General features: G+C 71.8%; 19 protein-coding genes and 1 pseudogene. 15 read left to right on the top strand and 5 right to left on the bottom strand.

Translation table 11 applies throughout. The annotated features are described in order from the left end of the window. The first annotated feature begins 8 nt into the window (after positions 1-8). On the top strand, positions 9-1103 hold the full coding sequence (locus ACQPZP_RS42180; protein WP_433475205.1) for an NAD(P)-dependent alcohol dehydrogenase: 1095 nt from the start codon (positions 9-11) through the stop codon (positions 1101-1103). Here the strand turns inward: ACQPZP_RS42180 and ACQPZP_RS42175 are convergent. Next, positions 1100-2008, bottom strand: coding sequence for a 2-hydroxyacid dehydrogenase (locus ACQPZP_RS42175; RefSeq protein ID WP_433475204.1), 909 nt, complete (start codon positions 2006-2008; stop codon positions 1100-1102). The two genes, ACQPZP_RS42180 and ACQPZP_RS42175, sit on opposite strands and share 4 nt — an antisense overlap. Positions 2009-2080: 72 nt before the next feature. On the opposite strand from ACQPZP_RS42175, the gene ACQPZP_RS42170 reads away from it, so the two are divergent. The 6 genes and pseudogenes from ACQPZP_RS42170 (at position 2081) to ACQPZP_RS42145 (ending at position 6596) form a co-directional block, all read left to right on the top strand. Beyond that, positions 2081-3076 (top strand): nitronate monooxygenase, encoded by a 996-nt coding sequence (locus tag ACQPZP_RS42170; RefSeq protein ID WP_433475203.1) that lies wholly within the window; start codon positions 2081-2083, stop codon positions 3074-3076. A gap of 82 nt (positions 3077-3158) precedes the next feature. Then, complete coding sequence (locus ACQPZP_RS42165) at positions 3159-3848, top strand: maleylpyruvate isomerase family mycothiol-dependent enzyme (RefSeq protein WP_433475202.1); 690 nt, start codon at positions 3159-3161, stop codon at positions 3846-3848. Between the two features lie 189 nt (positions 3849-4037). Then, positions 4038-5357 carry a carbohydrate-binding protein gene (locus ACQPZP_RS42160; RefSeq protein ID WP_433475201.1) on the top strand — a complete coding sequence of 440 codons (1320 nt, stop codon included), beginning with the start codon at positions 4038-4040 and terminating at the stop codon, positions 5355-5357. A 97-nt stretch (positions 5358-5454) separates the two neighbouring features. After that, a pseudogene (locus ACQPZP_RS42155) lies at positions 5455-5760 on the top strand (MerR family transcriptional regulator); the annotation flags it as partial. 70 nt (positions 5761-5830) lie between these two features. After that, positions 5831-6145 carry a thioredoxin gene (trxA, locus tag ACQPZP_RS42150; protein WP_433475200.1) on the top strand — a complete coding sequence of 105 codons (315 nt, stop codon included), beginning with the start codon at positions 5831-5833 and terminating at the stop codon, positions 6143-6145. 64 nt (positions 6146-6209) lie between these two features. Further along, the gene (locus ACQPZP_RS42145) at positions 6210-6596 is read left to right on the top strand and encodes a YccF domain-containing protein (protein WP_433475199.1); all 387 of its coding nucleotides are present in this window, start codon (positions 6210-6212) and stop codon (positions 6594-6596) included. Positions 6597-6614: 18 nt separating this feature from the next. Here the strand turns inward: ACQPZP_RS42145 and ACQPZP_RS42140 are convergent, their stop codons facing one another. Together ACQPZP_RS42140 and ACQPZP_RS42135 are read right to left on the bottom strand one after the other, a co-directional pair. Then, the gene (locus ACQPZP_RS42140) at positions 6615-7448 is read right to left on the bottom strand and encodes a phosphoribosylaminoimidazolesuccinocarboxamide synthase (protein WP_433475198.1); all 834 of its coding nucleotides are present in this window, start codon (positions 7446-7448) and stop codon (positions 6615-6617) included. 80 nt (positions 7449-7528) lie between these two features. Further along, on the bottom strand, positions 7529-8995 hold the full coding sequence (locus ACQPZP_RS42135) for an aminotransferase class I/II-fold pyridoxal phosphate-dependent enzyme (protein ID WP_433475197.1): 1467 nt from the start codon (positions 8993-8995) through the stop codon (positions 7529-7531). 92 nt (positions 8996-9087) lie between these two features. Between ACQPZP_RS42135 and ACQPZP_RS42130 the strand changes: the two genes are divergently transcribed. Further along, positions 9088-11763: an AAA family ATPase gene (locus ACQPZP_RS42130; protein WP_433475196.1), complete on the top strand. Its 2676-nt coding sequence runs from the start codon at positions 9088-9090 to the stop codon at positions 11761-11763. On the opposite strand, the gene ACQPZP_RS42125 is transcribed toward ACQPZP_RS42130, so the two are convergent. Beyond that, positions 11760-12635, bottom strand: coding sequence for an arylamine N-acetyltransferase family protein (locus ACQPZP_RS42125; RefSeq protein WP_433475195.1), 876 nt, complete (start codon positions 12633-12635; stop codon positions 11760-11762). The two genes, ACQPZP_RS42130 and ACQPZP_RS42125, sit on opposite strands and share 4 nt — an antisense overlap. 172 nt (positions 12636-12807) lie before the next feature. On the opposite strand from ACQPZP_RS42125, the gene ACQPZP_RS42120 reads away from it, so the two are divergent. Then, entirely contained in the window at positions 12808-13260 is a 453-nt protein-coding gene (locus tag ACQPZP_RS42120; protein WP_433475194.1) for an ATP-binding protein, read from the top strand. Here ACQPZP_RS42120 and ACQPZP_RS42115 read toward each other — a convergent pair. Beyond that, positions 13244-13387, bottom strand: coding sequence for a hypothetical protein (locus tag ACQPZP_RS42115; RefSeq protein ID WP_433475193.1), 144 nt, complete (start codon positions 13385-13387; stop codon positions 13244-13246). The two genes, ACQPZP_RS42120 and ACQPZP_RS42115, sit on opposite strands and share 17 nt — an antisense overlap. A 288-nt stretch (positions 13388-13675) precedes the next feature. Here ACQPZP_RS42115 and ACQPZP_RS42110 point away from each other — a divergent pair, with 288 nt between their 5' ends. From ACQPZP_RS42110 to ACQPZP_RS42085, 6 genes are all read left to right on the top strand, one after another. After that, positions 13676-15013: an LCP family protein gene (locus tag ACQPZP_RS42110; protein WP_433475192.1), complete on the top strand. Its 1338-nt coding sequence runs from the start codon at positions 13676-13678 to the stop codon at positions 15011-15013. 54 nt (positions 15014-15067) lie between these two features. Further along, the gene (locus ACQPZP_RS42105; RefSeq protein ID WP_433475191.1) at positions 15068-16015 is read left to right on the top strand and encodes a GlxA family transcriptional regulator; all 948 of its coding nucleotides are present in this window, start codon (positions 15068-15070) and stop codon (positions 16013-16015) included. Continuing rightward, on the top strand, positions 16012-16614 hold the full coding sequence (locus tag ACQPZP_RS42100; RefSeq protein ID WP_433475190.1) for a DJ-1/PfpI family protein: 603 nt from the start codon (positions 16012-16014) through the stop codon (positions 16612-16614). Before ACQPZP_RS42105 ends, ACQPZP_RS42100 begins: the two co-directional genes overlap by 4 nt. A gap of 59 nt (positions 16615-16673) precedes the next feature. Further along, positions 16674-17792: a hypothetical protein gene (locus tag ACQPZP_RS42095; protein WP_433475189.1), complete on the top strand. Its 1119-nt coding sequence runs from the start codon at positions 16674-16676 to the stop codon at positions 17790-17792. 21 nt (positions 17793-17813) lie between these two features. Next, positions 17814-19406, top strand: coding sequence for a CocE/NonD family hydrolase (locus tag ACQPZP_RS42090; RefSeq protein ID WP_433475188.1), 1593 nt, complete (start codon positions 17814-17816; stop codon positions 19404-19406). Positions 19407-19811: 405 nt separating this feature from the next. Then, a complete protein-coding gene (locus ACQPZP_RS42085; RefSeq protein WP_433475187.1) occupies positions 19812-20720 on the top strand; it encodes an alpha/beta hydrolase family protein in 909 nt (302 codons plus the stop codon). Positions 20721-20727: the final 7 nt, after the last annotated feature.

Here is a 20727-nt window from a genome sequence, read left to right as displayed (position 1 = left end):
GAATCCCTGTGCAGACCAAGGCCGCGGTGCTGCGCGCCGCAGACGCCCCGTACACGATCGAGTCGCTCGACCTGGCGGACCCGGGCCCCGGCGAGGTCCTCGTCAAGATCGCCGGTGCCGGGATGTGCCACACCGACCTGCTGGGGCGCGTTCCCGGGGACCTGGTCGCGAAGCCGGTCGTCCTCGGGCACGAGGGCTCCGGCGTGGTCGAGGCGACCGGCCCCGGCGTCACCGGCCTCACCCCCGGCGACCATGTGGTCATGTCCTTCGACTCGTGCGGGTCGTGCGACGACTGCCGCGCCGCGCAGCCCGGCGCGTGCCCGCAGATGACCGCGCTCAACATGCTCGCCATGCCGCTGGACGGCACGCCCCGCGCGACCGGGCCCGGCGGTGAGGCCGTCCACACCCGCTGGTTCGGGCAGTCGTCCTTCGCTGGCCACGCGCTCGGCACCGTCCGCAACGTCGTGCCGGTGAACGGGGACGTCCCGCTGGACGTGCTCGGTCCGCTCGGCTGCGGCGTGCAGACCGGGGCCGCGTCCGTGCTGATCTCGCTCGGCGTCCGGGCCGGCGACGGCATCGCGGTCTTCGGCACGGGCGCGGTCGGGCTGGCCGCGGTGATGGCGGCCCGGGTCGCGGGCGCGACCACGATCGTCGCCGTCGACCTGCACGAGTCGCGGCTCGACCTGGCCCGCGAGCTGGGCGCCACCCACGTCGTCAACGGGGCGGACGATGACATCGCCGGGCAGATCCGGGCCCTCTCCGGCGGCGAGGGAGTGCAGTACTCGCTCGACACCACGGCCGTCCCCGAGGTCGTCTCGACGGCGGTCGCGTCGCTGCGCACCACCGGCGTCTGCGGCCTGGTCGGCGTCGGCGCCGCCGAATACCGGCTCGACGCGAACCTCCTGCTCATGGGACGTACCGTCAAGGGCATCATCGAGGGCGACGCCGTCCCGCACACGTTCATCCCGAAGATGATCGAGCTCTGGGGGCAGGGACGGTTCCCGTTCGACCGGCTGATCACGACCTACCCGCTGGACCAGATCAACCAGGCGGAGGCGGACACGACGTCCGGCAAGGTCGTCAAGCCCGTGCTGATCCCTTAGACGACGCGGTGGAGGAGGCCGTCGCCGCGGGCGAGGCGGCGGCAGTTCTCCGCCGCGACCCTGAAGTACCGGGCCCAGGTCTCGGTGGTCAGCCAGGCGACGTGAGGCATGACGACGACGCTGTCCAGGGCGAGGAGCGGGTTGCCGGCGTCGACCGGCTCCTTCTCGAAGACGTCCAGGCCGGCGCCGCCCAGCCGGCCCGACCGCAGCGCCGCGACCAGCGCCGTCTCGTCGATCACCGCGCCGCGCGCCGTGTTCACCACGATCGCGCCCGGCGGCAGCAGCGCGAGCCGGTCGGCGTTCAGCAGGTGGTGGGTCTCGTCCGTCAGCGGGATGTGCACGGACACGATGTCGCTGGCCCGCAGCAGGGCGTCCAGCCCCCGCCAGGCCGGATCATCGGGTCGGGGCCGCCTCGACGTGTAGAGGACGGTCGCGCCGATCGCCTCCAGCATGCCCCGCAGCAGGGACGCGATCTCGCCGCCGCCGAGGAGCCCGACCGTCCGTCCGGCCAGCTCCCCGCCGACCAGGGACCGGTCGGCGGGCCAGCCGTCGCCGCGCCGCGTCCGCGCGTCGAACGCCACGACCCGGCGCAGCGCCGCCAGCATCAGCAGCAGGGACGTCTCCGCGACGGCCTGCGCGTTGCGTCCCGGCATGTTCGCGACCGCGATCCCGCGTTCCCGGGCGGCGTCGAGGTCGATGGTGTTCACGCCGGTGCCGAGCTTCTGGATCAGCCTCAGCTTCGGCGCCCGGTCCATGTCGGCGGCCGTCAGCGGACGCAGCACATGCCAGATCACCTCGGCGTCCGGCAGCAGCTCGGCGAACCGCGCGTCGTCCTGCTCTGAGCAGCTCACGATGTCGAGCCCGGGCTCCTCGTGATCCATGTCGTAGTGCAGCAGCACCCGCATCCCGACCCCTTCCGTCCGTCGCTGGAACCCCGGCGCAGGTCTCCGGTGTTCCCGGGGATTATCGTGCGGATCATGTGGAACGGGCTTCCGATCGTGCAGGCGCCGATGGCGGGCGGGCCGTCGACCCCGGAGCTGGCCGCGGCCGTGTCGAACGCGGGCGGCCTCGGATTCCTCGCCGCCGGCTACAAGACGCCCGGCGCCATGCGCGCCGACATCGCCGCGACGCGGAGGCTGACATCGCGCCCGTTCGGGATGAACCTCTTCATGCCGTCCCTGGACGAGGTCGATCCGGCCGAGGTGGCGGCCTACCGCGACCGCCTCGCCGCCGAGGCCGCCCGCCTCGGCGTCGTGCCCGGCACGCCGTCCGCCCGCGACGACGCCTACGACGCCAAGGTCGCCGACCTGCTGTCCGACCCGCCCGCCTTCGTGAGCTTCACCTTCGGCTGCCCGTCCCCGGACGTCATCCGGGCGTTCCAGGATCGCGGCGTCATCGTCATCGTCACCGTGACCTCGGTGGACGAGGCCCGGCAGGCGTCCGCCGCCGACGCGCTCTGCCTCCAGGGGGCCGAGGCCGGAGGCCACCGGGGCTCGTTCGCCAACACCTTCGACGATCCGGTGCCGCTGCGGGTGCTGCTGCCGTCCGTCCGCGAGGTCACCGCCCAGCCGCTCATCGCCGCCGGCGGGCTCGCGACCTCCACGGACGTCGCCGACATCCTGTCCCTCGGCGCCGTCGCCGCCCAGATCGGGACGGCGTTCGTCCGCTGCCCGGAGAGTGGGGCGAGCGCCGTCCACAAGGCGGCCCTGGCCGATCCCCGCTTCACCTCGACCGCCATGACCAGGGCTTTCAGCGGACGGCCCGCGCGGGGCCTGGTCAACCGGTTCCTCACCGAGCACTCGGCGCACGCGCCGGCCGCTTACCCGGACGTCCACTACGTCACGTCGCCGCTGCGCAAGGCGTCCGCCGCCCACGGCGACCCGGACGGCGTCAACCTCTGGGCCGGCGAGGCGTTCCGCAAGGCGACCGAGACCCCCGCCGGCGCTCTCACCACCGCCCTCACCCCGAGGTGAACTGGTGCGGCGATGAGTTTTCCCGTCGGTCGTGGTCAATCCTTCGACACCACCTCGATCCGAACGAGAGGGAGCGAATCGGATGGCCGCCGATGTGCAGAGAGATCAGCAGTCCCAGCGGGTTGCGGTCGCCTTGGGCGAGGACGAGGTCGCGGACGCCGTGAAAGCCGAGCGGCGGCGCCTTTCCGACTATCTGGAGAACCTCGATGACGAGGCCTGGACAGTGCAGTCGCTCTGCGATGTCTGGACCGTGCGGGAGGTGGTCGCGCACCTGACGATCAGTACGCGGGCCACGATCGGGTCCGTCATCGGGCCCGCGATCAGGGCGCGCGGCGACTTCGACCGGATGACCGCGCGGATGGCCCGCGACCGGGCGGCGCGGTTCACGCCCGCCGAGCTGATCCGGCAACTGCGTGAGAGCGCCGAATCGACCCGGCGGATGCCCGGCAGCGGCCCCATGGACCCGCTGATGGATCTGCTCGTCCACGGTCAGGACATCGCCCGCCCCCTCAAGCGACGCCACGAGATGCCCGTCGAACTCGCCGTGCCGGCACTTGAGTACGTCGCGGGGAGCCGGTTCCACGGCGGGCCCAAGCGCCTCGCCGGGCTGGAACTCATCGCGACGGACGCCGACTGGTCGTGGGGGCGAGGGCTCCGGGTGCGGGGAAGCGCCGAGGACCTGCTCCTCGCCGCCGCCGGGCGTCCGGTCGCGCTCGCACACCTGACGGGGCCCGGCACCGACCTTCTGGCCGAGAGCCTCAGCGCCCGGTGAGGTCCTGCCCGCCGGGCGGCTCGCGGGAGTGAGCGGCGGCGGGGTCTTCCCGGTCCGGGGCGGCGCGGTTACTCTGCAGATGGCGTCCATGCCGGTCGTTTGCGCCTTGCGCCTGGGAGGGTCCCGTCCACGGGATCCGTTCGGCTCTTGCACCGGCTCCTCTGTCCCCGTTCTGGAGGAGTCGTCCCCGTGAGAATCACGCACAAGCGATGGTCCGCGGCCGTCGCCGCGCCGGCGTCGGCCATGGCGGCGCTGGTCCTGTCCCTGGGCGGGCTGGTCGTGCTGTCAGCGCCATCGTCCGCCCAGCCCACCACCGTCCTGGTCGCCTGCACCTATTCGGCCTGGGCCGAGGGCAGCAGCTACAAGGTCGGCGACAGGGTCACCTACAGCGGCCACGGATACGAGGCGATCGTCGCCCACACCGCATACGCGGGCGCCAACTGGAACCCCGCGTCCACCCCGACACTGTGGCGCGACCTCGGAACCTGCGACGGATCGACGCCGCCGGCCACGCCCCCCACCACGCCGCCCACGACTCCGCCGAGTGCCGACGAGACCTGCGCGGTGAAGTCCAAGCCCGCCGGCAAGGTGCTGCAGGGGTACTGGGAGAACTGGGACGGCGCGTCCAACGGCGTCCACCCGCCGTTCGGCTGGACCCCGATCGGCGACCCGGCGATAGGGCGGCACGGCTACAACGTGATCAACGCGGCGTTCCCCGTCATCCGCTCCGACGGCACCGTCCTGTGGGAGGACGGCATGGACTCGACGGTCAAGGTCGCCACCCCCGCCGAGATGTGCGCGGCGAAGGCCGCCGGCGCCACCATCCTGATGTCCATCGGCGGCGCGACCGCGGGCATCGACCTCGGCTCCGCCGGCGTCGCGGACCGGTTCGTCCAGACGATCGTGCCGATCCTGAAGAAGTACAACTTCGACGGGATCGACATCGACATCGAGACCGGCCTGACGGGCAGCGGGAACATCGGTCAGCTGTCCACGTCGCAGGCCAACCTGATCCGCATCATCGACGGCGTGCTCGCCCAGATGCCGGCCGGCTTCGGGCTCACGATGGCGCCGGAGACCGCGTACGTGACCGGCGGCAGCGTCACCTACGGCTCCATCTGGGGCGCCTACCTGCCGATCATCAAGAAGTACGCGGACAACGGCCGGCTGTGGTGGCTGAACATGCAGTACTACAACGGCAGCATGTACGGCTGCTCCGGCGACTCCTACTCCGCCGGGACGGTCGAGGGCTTCCTCAAGCAGACCGAATGCCTGGACAACGGCCTGACCGTCCAGGGCACGACGATCCGGGTGCCGTACGACAAACAGGCCCCGGGCCTTCCGGCACAGCCGGGCGCCGGCGGCGGATACATGTCCCCGAGCCTCGTCGGCCAGGCGTGGAACCACTTCGACGGCCGGCTGAAGGGCCTGATGACCTGGTCGATCAACTGGGACGGCTCGAAGGGCTGGACGTTCGGCGACAACGTCCGCGGCCTGCAGGGCCGCTGACGCCCGCCCCGGGACGGGCCCGGCCCGTCCCGGGGCTTGACCTTGACGCCGGTGTCAAGGGTTAGCTTCGTAGTCGGCCACGGAGGCGAGGAGGGCAATGCGAATCGGGGAACTGGCCGCGCGGGCCGGTGTCAGCACCCGCACGCTGCGCTACTACGAGCAGCAGGGGCTGCTGCCGGCGCGGCGCGCGGCCAACGGCTACCGGGAGTACGAGGAGTCGGACGTGCGGCTCGTCGCCGAGATCCGCTCGCTGCTGGCGGCCGGGTTCACGCTGGACGACACCCGCCCGTTCGTGGACTGCCTGCGGGCCGGGCACGCCGACGGTGCCGCATGCCCCGAGTCGGTCGCCGTCTACCAGCGCAAGCTCGCCGAGATCGACACCGAGATACGCACCCTGATCCGCCGCCGCGCCGACGTGGCCGGCCAGCTCGCCCGGGCCTGTCCGGGCTGCGCACTGTCTTCGGAGGGCACGAATGATCACGCTGACGACCGAGAACTTCGACGAGCAGGTGCTCCGCGCCGGCAGGCCGGTACTGGTCGAATTCTGGGCAGACTGGTGCCCGCCCTGCAAGATGATCGCGCCGATCCTCGAGCAGATCGAGGCGGAGCACGGCGACCGGCTGACCATCGCCAAGATCAACGGCGATGAGCACCCGGAGATCGTGGCCCGCTACGGCGTCATGGGCTTCCCCACGATGAACCTTTACCGCGACGGCGAGGTCGTCCGGCAGATCGTCGGCGCCAAGCCCAAACGCGCCCTGCTGGCCGACCTGGACGGCCACATCTGACCACCGGCCCACCCCGCGGCGCCTATCCTTGAAGCGGGTGGCGCTGCGGGGAGGGGAGCGTGTCGTGCGGACGCTGTTGAACGTCCTCTGGCTGGTGTTCGCGGGATTCTGGATGGCCCTCGGCTACGTGACCGCCGGGATCGTCTGCTGCATCCTGATCATCACGATCCCGTTCGGCATCGCCTCGTTCCGCATCGCGGTCTTCGCGCTCTGGCCGTTCGGCCGGACGGCCGTCCCGAAGCGGAACGCGGGCGTCGCCTCGATGCTGGGCAACATCATCTGGATCATCGTCGCGGGCTGGTGGCTGGCCCTCGGGCACCTGGTCACCGGCGTCCTGCTGTGCATCTCGATCATGGGCATCCCGTTCGGAATCGCCAGCTTCAAGCTGATCCCGATCTCCCTCATGCCGCTGGGCCACGAGATCGTCTCGTCCGACTCCTCCGCCTTCTGACCGGGCCTTCCGGCCGGGTCAGGAGGTCCAGGGGGTGCCGGTCAGGCGTTCGTAGACGTCGATGTAGCGGGCCCGGGTGGCTTCCACCACATCGTCGGGGATCGCGGGGCCGGGCGGGGTGCGGTCCCAGTCGAGGGTGCTGCTCCAGTCGCGGACGTACTGCTTGTCCAGAGAATGCTGGGGGCCGCCCGGCTGCCATTCGCCGGCCGGCCAGAAGCGGGACGAGTCCGAGGTCAGGACCTCGTCGCCGAGGACGAGCGTGCCATCGGCCGCGCGGCCGAATTCGAGCTTGGTGTCGGCGATGATGATGCCGCGCTCGGCGGCCAGGGCGGCGCCGCGCTCGTAGATCTCCAGGGTGACGTCCTTGAGGCGGGCGGCGGTGTCGTCGCCGATCTCCCGGACGACGTCGTCGTAGGTGATGAACTCGTCGTGGCCCTCGGTGGCCTTGGTCGTCGGGGTGAAGATCGGCTCGGGCAGCCTCGACGCCTCGACCAGGCCGTCCGGGAGCGGGACGCCGGAGACCGTGCCGGACTTCTCGTACTCCTTCAGGCCGAGGCCGGCGAGGTAGCCGCGGGCGATCCACTCGACGGGGAGCATGGTGAGGCGGCGGCAGCGGACGGCACGCCCGGCCCACTCGTCCGGCACGTCGGTCGCGGACACGATGTGGTTCGGGATGATGCCTGCGAGCTGCTCGAACCACCAGAGGGAGAGCCGAGTGAGGATCTTGCCCTTGTCGGGGATCTCGGTGGGCAGGACGACGTCATAGACGCTCACCCGGTCCGAAGCGACGAGGACCAGTTCGTCGCCGTCCGCGTAGACGTCCCTGACCTTGCCCGAGTGGACCAACTCCATGACGCTCCTCTACCTCGCAGTCCTGCCCGGTAGGAGTCTTCCACAGCGGATCTCCGCCACCCGAGGTGGCACCGCGGTCGTCAGTCCTCGACGAGCACGCGCACGCTGTCGAGGGACGCGTCCGACGCGTCCGGTACGACCATCCCGGCGGACACCCCGGAGCGCAGGTAGTCCAGGACCGGCGACGTGATCCGCTCGCCCGGCAGGACGGCCGGGATGCCGGGCGGGTACGGGGTCAGCATCTCCGCGCAGACCCGTCCGGCGGCATCGGGCGCCGCGACCTGCTCCGCCGGGCCGAAGAACGCGTCCCGGGGCAGGACGGCCAGGTCGAGGCGCAGGTCCCCGGGTGCCGGCACCTCGACGGCGGGCGTCCCGCGAAGGGAGCCGATGTGCGCGTGGAGGTCGCGCAGGGCGGCGAGCAGCCGCCCGGCGGTCTCCTTGTCGTCGGCGAAGGTGAGCTGCGCGCTGATCCGCCGGTGGTCGGCGAGATGCAGGTTGACGCGGTGGTGTTCGCGCAGCCAGTCGGCCGCCCGGTATCCGGTCACGCCGAGACCGGCGATGTCGACGACGACGGGCAGCGGATCGAGGGCGTAAGCGAGTCCGGGGCCGGTGAACTCGTCCGCGCCCCGCACGTCGAAGCCCGGGAGGGCGGAGATCTCCGCGCGGACGCCGGCGGCCAGGTCCAGCGCGTCCTGCAGCAGGCCATGCCCGTGTTCGACCATCTGCCGCCGCCACCCGTCCAGGCCCGCGTAGAGCAGGACGGACGGGCTGGTCGTCCCGAGCAGGTCCTCCCGCTGCTTGAGCACGGACGGGTCGACGAGATCGCCCTGCTGATGGAACACCGACCCCTGTTCCAGCCCGGCGCCCATCTTGTGAACGCTCGTCACGCAGACGTCGGCGCCGGCGTCCATGGCCCAGGCGGGCAGGTCGGGGTGGAACGGAAGGTGCGCCCCCCACGCCTCGTCCACGATCAGGGGCTTCCCGCGCTCGTGGCAGGCGGCGGCGACCGCGGCGAGGTCGGCGCACGTCCCGTAGGGCGTGGGACTGGTGACGAGGGCGCCGCGCGCGTCGGGGTGCTCGTCGAACCCGGCCGCGAACGCCGCGGCGGCCGGCGGGTGCGCCAGATGCCGGGACGCGTCCCACTGCGGCTCCACCCAGATCGGCCGGACACCAGAGAGGATCAATCCCGACACGACCGATTTGTGGGCGTCCCGTCCGACCAGGAGCTTCTCACCCGGGCCCGCCACCGACAGCATCGCGCTCTTGACCGACAGGGAACTGCCGCAGGTCGAGAAGAACGTCTGCTCGGCGTGGACGGCGTCCGCCATGAGCTCCTGGGCGCGCTCCAGCACCTTGCCGCGCGACTCGCGGTCGTCGAGGCCGGAGATCGCGAGCACGTCCGAGCGGAACACGGCGTCGCCGAGCACCTCCCGCACCCGCGGGTCGGCGCCGCGGCCCTGCTTGTGACCGGGCGGGGTGAACGGCAGCTGCCCCTCGCGGTGGTAGGCGGCGAGGGCGTCGAGGACGGGGGCCTCCGAGTGATCCATGGCCGTCCCGTTCCCCCGAGGGTCCCGCCATAACGCGAACGGCGCGCCGGCGCGGCTCAGGGGACTTCGGTCTGCGCGAGTAGGGTGAATTCATGCTTCACGGGCGGGACCGGGAACTGGCCGCGATCGACGGGCTCCTCGGGCGGGTCCGCGCCGGGCGCAGCGGAACCCTCGTCCTGCGGGGCGAGGCGGGGATCGGGAAGTCCGCCCTCCTCGACCACGCCACCGAGGCCGCGGGCGACATGCGCGTCCTGCGCGGGACGGGCGTCGAGTACGAGAGCGCGATGCCGTACGCGGGCCTTCATCTGCTCCTCGGCCGGCATCTCGACCGGGTCGGCGGGCTCCCGGACGCGCAGGCCCAGGCGTTGCGCGCCGCCCTCAACATGGGCGGACGGCTCGGCGAGGGCGACCGGTTCCTGGTGGGTCTCGCGGTGCTCACCCTGCTGTCCGACCTGGCCGAAGAGCGCCCTCTGCTGTGCCTGGTGGACGACGCCCACTGGGTGGACGGCCCGTCCGCCGAGGCCCTGCTGTTCGCCGCCCGCCGCCTGGACGCCGAGCCCGTCGCGATCGTCTTCGCGTCCCGCGACGCGGACGCGCCCGAGTTCGCCGCGCCGGGCCTGCCCGAGCTGCGCCTGCGCGGGCTCGACCGGGACGCCGCGGCCGGGCTGCTGGCCGAACGCGCCACGGGCCTCCCCCGGCACCGCCGGGAGGAGGTCCTGAGCGCGGCGATGGGCAACCCTCTCGCGCTGCTCGAACTGCCGGGCCGGGGCGGGCACGGGCCGGCGTACGAGCGGATCCGGCGGTCGTTCGCCGAGCGGATCGCCGCGCTGCCGGAGCCGGCGCGGCGCCTCGTCCTGCTGGTGGCGGCGGACGATCTCGGGGACGCCGGCGTGGTCGTCCGGGCGGCGCGGCGGTTCGGCGCGTCCATCGACGACCTGGAGCCCGCCGAGCGCGAGGGCGTGCTGCGGACCACCGCGGACGGGCGGCTTGAGGTGCGGCATCCGCTGATCCGCACGGCCGCCATCGGGGACGCGCCGCTCAACGTCCGCCTGGCCGCGCATGAGGCGCTGGCGGAGGCGTACCTGGAGCGCGGCGACGAATGCCATCACGCGTGGCATCTGGCCCGGTCGGTGACGGGCCCGGACGAGCATGTCGCGGCCGTCCTGGAGAAGACCGCCGAGACGGAGCGGAACGCGGGCGGCAACGCGTCCGTCGCCGCCATGTACGAGGGCGCCGCCGCGCTCAGCCCCGACCAGGCCGAGCGCGGCCGCCGGCTGGCGGCGGCCGCGCGCGCCTCCGCCGACGCGGGGCTGCCCGGGCGGGCGATCGAGCTGGCCGCCCGCGCGGAGGCCGACCTGCCCGATCCGATCGCGCGGGCGGAGCTGACGCTGATCCGCGCGACCCTCGCGGACGAGCAGGACCGGACGCGGGACGCCCACCGGCTGTTCGCGGAGACGGCGGCGTCGGTCGCCGCGCTCGATCCGCTGACGTCCGGCTACCTGTACTTCCAGGCCGCGTCCGCCGCCGCGAACGCGGCGGACTTCGCCGCGCTGGACGGCATCGTCGCCGAGGGGACGCGCCTCGGCGTGCCGAACGCGTCCCATCTGCGGGCGCTGAGGCGGGTGTTCGCCGGGCAGAACCCGCTGGCGGACGGTGGCGATCTCGCGGAGGGCATCGCGGGGCTGCGCGAGCTGATGGACGGGATGAGCCTCTGCTACGCGCCGCGCGACCGGGTCCGGGTGGGCATGTGGCACCTCATGATCGGGGACGTGCGGGGTGCCGCGGAGGCCGCCGCCGCGCTGGAGCGGCGGTTCCGCGACCAGGGCGCGATCGGGCTGCTCGCGTCCGCCCTGATGCTCCGGTCCCGGACGGACCTGCTCCTCGGCCGGCACCGGGAGGCGCTCACCGGCGCGACGGAGGGGGCGCGGATCGCCGCCGACACCGGGCAGCACCGCATCCGCGTCTACCTCGACACCGTGCTGGCGCAGCTCGCCGCGATCGAGGGCGACGAGGAACGCTGCACGGAGCTGACGGAGGAGGCGCTGGCGCGGGCCGTCCCGCCGAGCAACGTGCACGCCGCGGCGGCCCGCAGCCTGCTCGACCTCGGGCTCGGCCGATATGAGGCCGCCCTCGAACGCCTCGCGGACGTCGTCGCCGGACCGAACCGGCAGGGCGCCATCGCCGCTTTGCCGGACCTCGTCGAGGCGGCCCTCCGGGCCGGGGCTCCGGAGCGTGCGCGGGAGGCGGCCGACTGGTTCGGCGGGTGGGCCGCGCAGGTCGGTCAACCGTGGGTCCAGGCGATCGCCCTCCGCTGCGCCGCCCTCCTCGCCCCTGGCGACGCGCCGTTCTCGCGTGCTCTGGAGTTGCACCGGGAGGGCGGCAGCGCTTTCGAGCAGGCGCGCACCGAGCTGCTCTACGGGGAGTGGCTCCGCAGGTCACGGCGCCGGAACGACGCACGGGCCCGGCTGCGTCCGGCACTGGAGACGTTCGAGCGGCTCGGCGCCGTGCCCTGGGCGGAGCGTGTCCGGACGGAACTGCGCGCCGCCGGGGAAAGCCTCGCGGACGGGCAGGAGCGGGACGACCTGGCCGCCCGCCTCACCCCGCAGGAGCTCCAGGTGGTCCGGCTGGCGGCGGGAGGGCTGAGCAACCGGGAGATCGGCGCGCAGCTCTTCCTCAGCCCCCGGACGGTCGGCTACCACCTCTACAACGCCTACCCGAAGCTCGGTGTCGCCGCCCGCGCCGAACTCGCCCGCCTCGACCTCTCCTAGCCTCTGGCGCGCACGAACTCGATGAGGCCGGGGACGTCCTCGCCCTCCAGGACGATCCCGAAATCCTCGGCCAGCGTCTCGGGCAGTTCCTCGGGAGCCAGCGTGCGGCTTTCGGTGGCGCCGTCCGGTCGGGTGACGGTCAGCGTCGTCCCGTCCAGAACATGGAGGACGTCGGGCGAGAACTTCTGCGTGAACGGGCGGGCGGTGAACGGCGAGCGCGCGTTGGTCGAGACGTAGTAGTTGAACACGTCGAAGTCGATGCGGAACGTCTCGTTCAAGGGGAACGTGTGCCGCTGCACCCATCCGTCCGGGCCGCGCTGGTGCATCTCCCAGCCCGCCGTGTTGGGCTCCCAGGTCGTCACAGTGCGTCCGCGCTGAATCCGGAAGCCCCAGCCGTCCTGGACGACCTCCTCGCCGTCGGTGAACCGCAGGGGTTCCAGCGGACCGGCGCCGAACCCAACGTCGCACAGCCACGCCGGGTCGTCCCGTGACGCGTCCGGCGGGCGGACGTGCAGGAGCGCATGCGACGACGGGCGCAGCTTCGGCGACCCGAGCGTCACCCGGGCCGCCAGCGCGGTGACCTCGTAGCCCAGCTTCTCCAGCACCGCCGCGAACAGCCGGTTGTGCTCGAAGCAGTAGCCGCCGCGAGGGCGTCCGACCAGTTTCGCCTGGACGGCGTCCAGCGACAGGTCGACCGGCCGCCCGAGCATGATCTCCAGGTTCTCGAACGGGATGGACGTGACGTGCGCGCGGTGCAGGGCGCGCAGGGTCGCGACCGTCGGGGCAAGGCCGCCGTCGTGGCCGACTCGCTTCAGATAGGCGGGCAGGTCGAGCAGCTCGCTCTGCCACCCGTACCCGAGGTCCTCGCTCATGTTCTCCCTCTCGCCGGTGCTGGGCGTAACACCTGACCCGGCACGGATCCTTCCCGCGTCCCCAGGTCCGGTCGCCCTTGGAGCGTGAACAGGACACGGGGCGCGGTCCGTACATGAAGGGTGACGGGTGACCTTCCGGACGTGAGGGGAGCCGGGACGGGGAGGCGGTGCTGTGGTCGAGGCGCGGGACCGCGTGGTGATCGGCGAGATCACGTTGCCCGGCGTGCGGCGGTCGGTCGGGTGCGCGCGAAGCTTCGTCCGGAACGTGGCGGCGGGCCATCCCGGACTGGACGACATGGTCATGGTGGTCAGCGAGACGGTCGCGAACGCGATCACGCACACGGCGTCCGGGCTGGAGGGCGGGCGTGTGACGGTCGTCCTCGCGGCCGGGGGCGGGGTGTACCGGCTGGAGGTCGCCGATGACGGCGCGGCGGGCGGGCGGCCGCACGTGCAGGACGAGACCGGGGCGGAGACGGGCCGCGGGATGCGGATCGTGGAGGCGCTCGCTTCGCGGTGGGGGTTCCGGTCGGACGGCCCCCGGACGGTGGTGTGGGCGGAGTTCCCGGCCCCGGCCGCCGCGCGGCGGGGCCGGGACCGGGAGGCGCCGGTCAGCGGCCCCGGTTGAGCTGCCGGGTCGGCATCTGCCGGGCGTTGCGGCGGTTGTTCGCGAAATTCGCCGCCTTGAAGTCGGCGTTGTTCCGCTTTCCCTTCTTCTTGGGTTTGGGGAAGGGGTCGTTGTTGATGGCACGCATGAAGAGAACACCTCCGGGCACGTCTGAATTCGGCCATGGAAGGGCCGTGGGAAAGGCGGGTGGGCGCACGGCGACAGCACAGGTCACATGAGTGCGCATGCGATGAGGGTGTGCCTTGGAAAAGAATGGGAGCGGGCCCGTGGACGATGCCGGGGGCGGCTCAACCGGAGAATGATCACAGCTCCATGCGTAGGAGACAACCATAGGCCCGGTGGCGTGTCAACCATTAATTTCGCTCCGGTGTGAACCCGGAGGGGGGTGAGCGGCGATACAACACCGGGAGGCCTCATGAAGCTGCTCGCTTGGGTCGCCGTCGCCGCGGCGGCGGTGTTGGTGACGGGGAGCCTGTCGGCGTACGGGTACTACTGGAAGCTGCAGAACGCCGTCCAGCAGGAGGACGTCGACAAGCTGATCGGCGGGAACCGGCCGAAGAAGCTGAACGGCGCCACCAACATCGTGGTGCTCGGGTCCGATACGCGGGAGGGCGCCAACGCGCGGTACGGGAAGGGCCTGCGGAACAAGCCGCCCGCGTCCGACACGATGGTGCTGCTGCACCTGTCGCCCGGCGGCGGGCAGGCGGTCGCCGTCAGCTTCCCGCGCGACCTGATGGTGCCCATCCCGGCGTGCACGCGCAGGGACGGGACGAAGTCCCCTGCCAGCGGCGTCGCCATGCTCAACGAGGCGATCGCCCGGGCGGGGCCGGCGTGCACGGTCAACACGATCGAGCAGGTCACGAAAATCCGCGTCGACCATTTCGTGCAGGTCGACTTCGTGGGCTTCAAACGGATCGCGTCCGCGGTCGGCGGCGTGCCGGTCTGCGTGACGGACGACGTCCAGGACAAGGACTCGGGCCTGAACCTCACCAAAGGCCGGCACAGGCTGAAGGGCGAGGACGCATTGGCGTACGTCCGCAGCCGGAAGGGTTTCGGGAACGGGAGCGACACCGAGCGCATCAAGCGGCAGCAGCATTTCTTCGGCGCGCTCGCCAAGGAGGGGATGAGCAAAGGCGTCCTCACCGATCCCGGGAAGCTGAACGAGCTGCTCCAGGCGACGGCCGAGTCGCTGACCACAGACAAGGGGCTGACGGTCGCGGAGATGCTGAAGATCGCGCAGGGCATGCGCGATCTGGACGCCGGCAAGCTGCGTTTCGTCACCGTGCCGTCCGGGCCGTATCCGCTGGACAAGAACCGGGTGGCGTTGACGCGTCCGGCGTCCGACCAGTTCTTCAAGGCCATCCGTGAGGACGTGGTGGTGCCCGCCCCGGCGAAGGCGCAGGGCGCGCGTCCGGGGAAGGTGCGGGTGTTCAACGCCTCCGACGCCGAGGGACGTGGCGCGCAGGTCGCGGCGCAGCTCAAGGACGCCGGGTGGCAGATCATCGGGGTCGGCAACCTCGGCTCCCGCACCCGGGCCACCTACGTCCGGTACGGGACGGGCGCGGAACCGCAGGCGCGGGCGCTCGCCGGGCTGCTGCCGGGCGCGAGGGTCGCGCCCCGGGCGAAGACGGCGCCCGGCGTCGTCGATCTCGTCATCGGGGCGGGGTTCACGCGTGTCCGGACGTCCGGCGGCATCCCGGTCCAGCAGGGGGAGAGCCGGGCGAGCGACGAGGTGTGCGAGCAGGTGGCGTGATCTGTGGGGTGCCGGTCGTTGACGCCATGACCGGGCCGCCGACAGCCTGGAGGCATGCGCGTCGCGTTCGTGATCTATGACGGGTTCCAGATCCTGGACCTGACCGGGCCGCACGAGGTGTTCCAGCACACCGGGCGGTACGAGTGCCTGGTCGTCGGGCCTCAGGCCGGACCGGTGACCGCGTCGGGCGGGCTGTCGGTGCACGCCCGGTTCGGCCCGGACCTCGCGCCCGCGGGCATCGACACGCTGGTCGTGGCCGGCGGGATCGGAGTCCGCGAGGCGCGCGGCGACGCGGCGCTCGTCGGCTGGGTCGCGGAGGTCGCGCGGACGGCGCGGCGGGTCGCGTCGGTGTGCAGCGGCGCGCTCCTGCTCGCCGAGGCCGGGGTTCTGGCCGGCCGCCGTGTGACGACGCACTGGCGCAGGGCGGAGCAGCTCCGGACCGAGTATCCCGGGCTGGTGGTCGACTGCGACCCGATCTTCATCCGGGACGGGCACGTCTGGACGTCCGCCGGCGTGACGGCCGGGATGGACCTGGCCCTCGCCCTCGTGGAGAACGACCACGGCCGGGAGGTCGCGCACGAGGCGGCGCGGGAGCTGGTGATGTTCCTGCGGCGCCCGGGCAGCCAGTCGCAGTTCAGCGTCCCGCTGTGGTCGGCGCAGCCCGCGACGGACCCGATCCGGGCGGCGGTGTCGTCTGTCCAGGCCGATCCGGGCGCCCGGCACACCATCGCCGACCTGGCGAAACGCTCCGGCCTCAGCGAGCGCCACCTGCAGCGCAGGTTCACCGCCGAACTGGGCGTCCCGCCCGCCGCGTACGTGGAGCGCGTCCGGGTCGAGGCGGCGCGGCGGGCGCTGGCGGAGGGGGACGAGCCCGTCGAGACGCTCGCGCGGCGGCTCGGCTTCGGGACGGGCGAGACGTTGCGCAGGGCGTTCCACCGGCAGGTCGGTGTCGCGCCGTCCGACTACAGGGACCGTTTCAGGGGAACGAGGGAGTACGCATGACCACGTACGGACTGCTGGTCTTCGAGGAGGCCGAGGAACTGGACTTCGTGGGCCCATGGGAGGTGTTCACGGCGTCGGCGATGGTGCGCGCCCAAGGCGACAAGGCCGTGCTGGTCGCCGAGCGGACCGAACCGGTCCGCTGCAACAAGGGCATGAGGGTCGTGCCCGACCACACCCTGGACGACCATCCGGAGTTGGACGTCCTCCTGGTTCCGGGTGGACGCGGCGCGAGGGTGACCCAGCCGCAGAACCCGGCCGTCACGGGCTGGATAGCGAAGGTCGCCGAGCAAGCCGACTGGGTGACGAGCGTCTGCACGGGCTCGATCCTGCTGCACGCGGCAGGCCCGGCCAAGGGACGCAGGGTCGCCACCCACTGGGGATCAGAGGACACGCTGAAGGCCCGTGGTGACGTGACCGTCGTCCGCGACGCGCGCTACGTCGTGGACGGCAACCTCGTCACGAGCCAGGGCGTCTCCGCCGGCATCGACATGGCCCTCTGGCTGATCGGACGCATCCACGGCCGCGACCACGCACGGACCGTGCGCCGCTACATCCAGTACGAGCCCGCCCCTCCGTACATGGCGGACGAACCCATCTGATCGGAACGAACATTCCGCCAAAGCGGTGATGATCTTCGCTTATCGGCATAATCACGCGAATGGCGATATCGCTTCCGGTGCGGTTCCGCAGCGACGGCGTGCGTGTGGCGGTGGAGACCGATCCACTGCACGCCCCGCTGCGCGACTTCCTCATCAACGACCTGGGCGAGGACGTCTCGGCCATCGCGCGCGCCCAGGGCCGGCTGAACGGGGACGCGGCACGGCCCTGGCAGGAGCTCTACCGCTACCACCGCCTCGACTTCGACGGGACGATCGTGCACGTCCGGGACGTCGCCGGATGGGCGTCCTGCGACCTCGACCCGGCCGTCCTCCGGCAGTGCCTGGACGAGTACCTCCAGCAGGTCGGCGCCCTGCAGAGCCGCCGCAGCCTCGAACGCGACCTCGGCCAGGCGCGCAACGGCGAGCCCGTGGCCACATCGCTCGCCCTCGGTTCCGTCTCCCCGCGGAAGCAGGGATGGGCCCTGATCCAGTCACCTCGGGCCGTGCTCGAGGACTTGGCCGGGCTCACTCCGCACCCGGACGGATGCCTGCCGCACGGCGTCCTGGGGACCGGTTCCGGCCCGTGCTGGGCCGACCTCGCCGTCCTGGACGAATCGGGAACACGCCTACGCGGCGGCACCAAGACGTTCATGCCCAGGGGCATCGACCCAGAGCGCCTCATGGGCGAACTGGGCAACGCCTTGACCCAAGCCCGCTTCATCAGCGCCGTCCCAGGAGCGTGGTCAGGAGTCGTCGCCGGCGTACCTGTGCACGGCTACGTCGACCCGGACGCCGTCCTACGGCTCCCTTGTGAGCCCATCGAGATCGGTGGGGTCGCGAGGCATGTCAAGGTCTTCTTCCCGGAACTGGCGGATTCCGGCGTCGACCTTGAGTCCGCGGCGTCCAGCGCGAGCACCTTCACCGAGTCGGTGTACGGGCCGCGTCACGTCCTCACGGCGTTCCTGCTTCACGACCTGCAGAGCCACCGTCACCACATGGAAATCGTCCGCGCCGCGCATCCCGGCTGGGAGCACACGGGCAACGCCTGCCATATGCGCGTCGACGCCCAGAGCGTCCGTCTGGAGCACCTGTGGCTGCCCGGGCACGCCTGCGAAGTCCCGACGCGCGAGTTCGCAGGCGTCCTCTACGAATACGAACGCCTGACGACCGCAGCCTAGAAAACCGGGAAGGAGTGTCCTGTGGCCGTTTCGGGACGACTTGTGGACCGCCTCCTCGGCCTTCCCGAATCGCCGTCGCCGCTCGCCGAGGTCATCCGCGACCTGCGGGTGCCGATGCCGGACGGAGTCGTGCTCGTCGCCGACCTGTACCGTCCGCGCGGAGCGGGGCCGCTGCCGGTCGTGCTGATGCGCACCCCGTACGGCAAGGCGCAGGCACTCGTGCGGCTGTTCGCGGGCGTCCTCACGCGGCGCGGGTTCCAGGTCGTCGTGCAGAACGTGCGCGGCGTCCTCGGATCGGGCGGGCGGTTCCACGCCTTCCACGACGAGAAGGACGACGGCCTGGCGACGCTCAAGTGGCTCCGTGCGCAGCCCTGGTGCGACGGCAGGGTCGCGATGGTCGGCGCGAGCTACCTCGGGTTCACCGAGTGGGCGGTCGCGCCCTACGCGGATCCTCCCCTGGAGGCGATGGGCCTCGGCATCACCGCCTCCGAATTCGCGAGCTCGTTCTACCCGGGTGGTGCGCTGGCCCTGCACAACACGCTCGTCTGGTCGTCGTTGATGGGAACGCAGGACGAGAGGAGGCGGCCGTTCCACAACAGGCGCGTTCGCCAGGCGATGCGCCACCTGCCCGTGGGCGAAGCCGATCTCGCCGCCATCGGACGCCCCGAGACGTTCCTCCGTGAGGTCGCGGCCCACGCCGAGCCTGGCGACGACTTCTGGAAGGGCACCGACCACAGTGCCGCCGTCCCCGAAACCACCACTCCCACCACGATGGTGACGGGCTGGTGGGACCTCTTCTTGCGCGGCCAGCTAAGGGACTTCGCCGCCCTTCACGCGGCGGGACGCCAGGTCCGCATCACCATCGGCCCATGGGGGCACGACGCGAGAGCCCTCCGCGCGACGCTCAACGACCAGGTGTCCTGGCTGGACGCTCACTTGAACGGCGACAAGGCCCAGCTCCGTCAGGCGCCCGTAAGGCTGCACCTGCAGAAGGCCAACACCTGGCTGGACTTCGCCCAGTGGCCCCCGCCTGAAACCAAGCCCACGCCGCTCTACTTTTCCGGCGGCCTCACTTGGGACCGGCCAGACGCAGCCCCCGCCACGTTCACCTACGACCCGTACGACCCCACACCGAACATAGGCGGCCCGCTCCTGTCACCCGGCAAGGGGAGGCAACGCGACAACTCACGGCTCGAACGCCGTGACGACGTGGTCGTCCTCAGCGGCGTGCCGTTGACCGAAGACCTCGACCTGATCGGCCCCGTCTCGGCGACGGTTCACGTCCGGACGAGCACCGGCCAGGGGGACCTCTTCGTCCGTCTCTGCGACGTCGACCGCGCCGGCGTCTCCCGCAACGTCACCGACGGCATCCTGCGCATCACCTCGGAAGGGATCGTGCGCGCCGAGATCGAGATGCATCCGACCGCGTACCGCTTCCTGCGCGGCCACCGGCTCCGCGTCATGCTCGCGGGCGGCGCGTTCCCCCGTTTCGCCCGCAACCCCGGAACCGGCGACCCCGCGGGCAGGGCCGTCGCGTTCCGCCGCACCCGGTTCGAGATCCTCCGCGACCGGGACCACCCGTCCGCCGTCCACCTGCCCATCTGGGCCGGTTAGCCGTCCTGCCCCGTGAGGTCGAGGTGCGGCCGTTGAGCGCGGAGAGTGTTCCGTTCGTCGCACACGGTAGTCCGTTCGCCGACGCGCCCGGGCAAAGCCTCGATGGGCCCGGGAGGTGCTCGCTACGTTCTTCACATCCGCCGAACGGCCGGTGCGAGCCGCTTCGGGGGGAGCGGCCGGTCCTGTGCACGCGCCGGGGCCGACACGGCGGAACGGGGGGAGAGGGGTCACTTCGGGGGGAGTGGCCCCTCCGTCCGTTTTCCGGGCTTTTGTTAGTTCACTACAAGGCCGTCGGCGCGAAGGTAGCGCCATGCCAGAAGTAAAGACGGCCAAGGCGTCCCACAATTCTGGCACCCGCGAATTCCCACCCCCTCGCGGTTTCGGCTAGTGAAGGGTACGCCCCCCATGAACAGGCATCTGACGCATGCGTTCAGAGTGCTCCCGGCCGCCGCCGTTCTCGCCGCCGGCGCCGTTCTCGCCCCCGCCGCGAACGCCGCCGCCCCCGCCGGTCCCGCCGCCGTCCGCCTCGCCGCCGATCCCTATGAGCGCGGGCCCGCGCCGACCGAGGCGAGCATCACGGCGGAAAAGGGCCCGTTCGCCATCGAGAAGATCGACGTTCCGGCGGGCAGCGGCACCGGCTTCAACAAGGGCACCATCTACGCGCCGACCGACATGAGCCAGGGGACCTTCGGCGCCATCGCCGTCTCGCCCGGCTTCGTCTCCCCGCAGGCGCTGATCGACTGGTACGGCCCCCGCCTCGCGTCCCAGGGCTTCGTCGTCATGACCCTGGAGACCAACAGCCTGCTGGACGTGCCCGCCGCCCGCGGGGAGCAGCTCCTCGCCGCCCTCGACTACATGACCGGCAAGAGCACGGTGAAGAACCGCATCGACACCTCCCGCCTCGCCGTCATGGGCCACTCCATGGGCGGCGGCGGGACGCTGGAGGCCGAGAACAGGCGCACGTCGCTGAAGGCCGCCGTGCCGCTCGCACCCTGGGACACCAACTACGACTGGAAGAACGTCCGGACCCCGACCATGATCATGGGCGCGGACAACGACGCCATCGCACCGGCGGACTCGATGGCGCACTCGTACTACCAGAACCTCACGTCCGTCCCGGAGAAGGCGTACCTGGAGCTGAAGAACGCCGGGCACATGACCTTCAACTCGCCGAACACGACCATCGCGAAGTACGCCATCGCGTGGATGAAGCGGTTCGTCGACAACGACGCCCGCTACGAGAAGTTCCTCTGCCCCGCACCGAAGCCGGACAACAACATCGCGCAGTACGAGGGAACCTGCCCGACCGGCTGATCTGTGA

The organism is Spirillospora sp. CA-142024, assembly GCF_050942325.1.
In the GTDB taxonomy this organism is placed as follows: domain Bacteria; phylum Actinomycetota; class Actinomycetes; order Streptosporangiales; family Streptosporangiaceae; genus Spirillospora.
This window is presented reverse-complemented; position numbering and strand designations above follow the sequence as displayed.

Excerpts from the sequence above, each read along its gene's own strand:
- ACQPZP_RS42175 (WP_433475204.1), bottom strand. The coding sequence starts at position 2,008 with ATGCGGGTGCTGCTGCACTACGACATGGATCACGAGGAGCCCGGGCTC.
- ACQPZP_RS42170 (WP_433475203.1), top strand. The coding sequence starts at position 2,081 with ATGTGGAACGGGCTTCCGATCGTGCAGGCGCCGATGGCGGGCGGGCCG.
- ACQPZP_RS42165 (WP_433475202.1), top strand. The coding sequence starts at position 3,159 with ATGGCCGCCGATGTGCAGAGAGATCAGCAGTCCCAGCGGGTTGCGGTC.
- trxA (WP_433475200.1), top strand. The coding sequence starts at position 5,831 with ATGATCACGCTGACGACCGAGAACTTCGACGAGCAGGTGCTCCGCGCC.
- ACQPZP_RS42140 (WP_433475198.1), bottom strand. The coding sequence starts at position 7,448 with ATGGAGTTGGTCCACTCGGGCAAGGTCAGGGACGTCTACGCGGACGGC.
- ACQPZP_RS42135 (WP_433475197.1), bottom strand. The coding sequence starts at position 8,995 with ATGGATCACTCGGAGGCCCCCGTCCTCGACGCCCTCGCCGCCTACCAC.
- ACQPZP_RS42130 (WP_433475196.1), top strand. The coding sequence starts at position 9,088 with ATGCTTCACGGGCGGGACCGGGAACTGGCCGCGATCGACGGGCTCCTC.
- ACQPZP_RS42125 (WP_433475195.1), bottom strand. The coding sequence starts at position 12,635 with ATGAGCGAGGACCTCGGGTACGGGTGGCAGAGCGAGCTGCTCGACCTG.
- ACQPZP_RS42115 (WP_433475193.1), bottom strand. The coding sequence starts at position 13,387 with ATGCGTGCCATCAACAACGACCCCTTCCCCAAACCCAAGAAGAAGGGA.
- ACQPZP_RS42110 (WP_433475192.1), top strand. The coding sequence starts at position 13,676 with ATGAAGCTGCTCGCTTGGGTCGCCGTCGCCGCGGCGGCGGTGTTGGTG.
- ACQPZP_RS42105 (WP_433475191.1), top strand. The coding sequence starts at position 15,068 with ATGCGCGTCGCGTTCGTGATCTATGACGGGTTCCAGATCCTGGACCTG.
- ACQPZP_RS42100 (WP_433475190.1), top strand. The coding sequence starts at position 16,012 with ATGACCACGTACGGACTGCTGGTCTTCGAGGAGGCCGAGGAACTGGAC.
- ACQPZP_RS42095 (WP_433475189.1), top strand. The coding sequence starts at position 16,674 with ATGGCGATATCGCTTCCGGTGCGGTTCCGCAGCGACGGCGTGCGTGTG.
- ACQPZP_RS42085 (WP_433475187.1), top strand. The coding sequence starts at position 19,812 with ATGAACAGGCATCTGACGCATGCGTTCAGAGTGCTCCCGGCCGCCGCC.